This is a genomic window from Treponema sp. J25, from assembly GCF_004343725.1.
Taxonomy (GTDB): Bacteria; Spirochaetota; Spirochaetia; order Treponematales; family Breznakiellaceae; genus J25.
Genome location: NZ_PTQW01000023.1, coordinates 1 through 1,754 on the forward strand (window position 1 = coordinate 1; position 1,754 = coordinate 1,754).

The 1,754-nt window shown below is 47.6% G+C and carries 2 protein-coding genes; both read left to right on the forward strand.

What is annotated here, in order from left to right; translation table 11 throughout:
* Positions 1 to 107: 107 nt before the first annotated feature.
* Positions 108 to 596 carry a transposase gene (locus C5O22_RS08365; protein ID WP_132780849.1) on the forward strand — a complete coding sequence of 163 codons (489 nt, stop codon included), beginning with the start codon at positions 108 to 110 and terminating at the stop codon, positions 594 to 596.
* Between the two features lie 26 nt (positions 597 to 622).
* Positions 623 to 1,636, forward strand: a complete 1,014-nt coding sequence (locus C5O22_RS08370) for an IS3 family transposase (protein WP_279432194.1) — start codon at positions 623 to 625, stop codon at positions 1,634 to 1,636.
* The last annotated feature ends 118 nt before the right edge of the window (positions 1,637 to 1,754 follow it).

The window sequence follows — 1,754 nt, forward strand, 5'->3', positions numbered from 1 at the left end:
AAGATACTTTAAGGGCACCTCTAAAAACCGCATCTAAATTGACAATTTTACGGCGCGCTCTGCCATAATAGTTGTCACCTAGAACAAGATGGAACAGGAGGTGACCTATGGCTCGGTATAGCGCCCAGATACGGAATACAATTCTTAAAAAGCTGCTTCCACCAGAAAATCGAACAGCAGCATCATTGGCCAGGGAATACAATATATCGGTGACCACCATATATGGGTGGAAAGCAAAGATGAAACATGGTACACTTCATGGTGAAGATGGAGTCCTGTCGAATCGCGAGCGTTCTCTTGCAGAGAAGCTGATGGTGCTCCTAGAATCCCGTACGATAGATGATGGACGTATGGGACAATGGTTGCGGGAGCAGGGGCTTCATTCACAACACCTTATCGTATGGGAGCAGGAAGTGAAAGACGCCTTAACTAAAAGAGAACAGGAAATCCGGGAAGAACTCAAAGCAGCAAAGAAAAAGATCCGGGAACAGGAACGGGAACTCGCGCGGAAAGACAAGGCCCTTGCAGAAGCGGCGATCATTATCACAACGCAAAAAAAAACTTTTGCACTGTTGCAGGAGCTCAAGGACGACTGATACCAACAGAGACGCGCATTAGGCTGATTGAATCGATAGATACAGCGATAGCCCAGGGGGCACGGAGTGGTACGGTATGTAAGGCCCTGGGTATTCATCCGCGGACCTATGCCCGGTGGAAACAAGCACCTCAGGATAAACGCAAAGGGAGCCATACACACACAAAGCGCGCCCTGACTGCCGCAGAACGACAGGACATCATCGAGGTTTGTACCTCGGATCGTTTTAAAGACTCAACCCCAGGAGAAATTGTAGCAATTCTTGCTGAGGAAGGGAGATACATTGCCAGCGAGCGAACCTTTTACCGGGTGCTTAAAGCTGCGGGACTGCTCCATCATCGTAGTAACAGTCGACCGGCACGCCGTTCACATCGCCCGCCGGAACTCAAGGCAACCGGACCAGATCAAGTCTACTGTTGGGATATTACCTGGCTACCCTCGCAGGTCAATGGTCTATTCTGGTATTGCTACACCGTTATCGATGTATGGAGCCGGGAGATTGTCGGCTGGTCTATCCATCAGAGTGAACAGGAGCAATATGGCCGGGAACTATTTGAATCGATCCGGCAACGCAGGAACCTTGAAGGGGTATGGATCCATTCAGACAACGGTAATCCCATGCGTGGTGCAACATTCTCAGTATGGCTTGCTTCACTAGGGATGTTTATTTCCCATTCCCGTCCTCTTGTGAAGAATGATAATCCCTACATAGAATCCTTCTATCGCACCCTTAAATATCATGCGGCATATCCAGGACGCTTTGCCACGATTGAACACGCGAGAATCTGGATGGGTGATTTTATCGACTGGTATAATCGAATGCATCGTCATACGGGTCTTGGGTATATTACCCCAGAACAACGGCGTAATGGGGAAGATGTTAGACTATTTGCTCTACGGAATGAAACACTTCACAAGGCCTTCTTACATCACCCAGAGCGATTTCCCAAAGGTGGCCCTAAAACGTGGAAGGTTCAGCGGGTTGTGTACTTAAATCCATCCAATGAGACCAAGAAAATAATTCATAAAAAGGGTGCATAAATAGGTGACAAATTTGTTGACAAATAGCGAAAGGGTGCATAAATAGGTGACAAATTTGTTGACAAATAGCGGTGAGTCTGTTTTAAGCCTATCTAGCTTCGCCTTCTTCACTAGATAG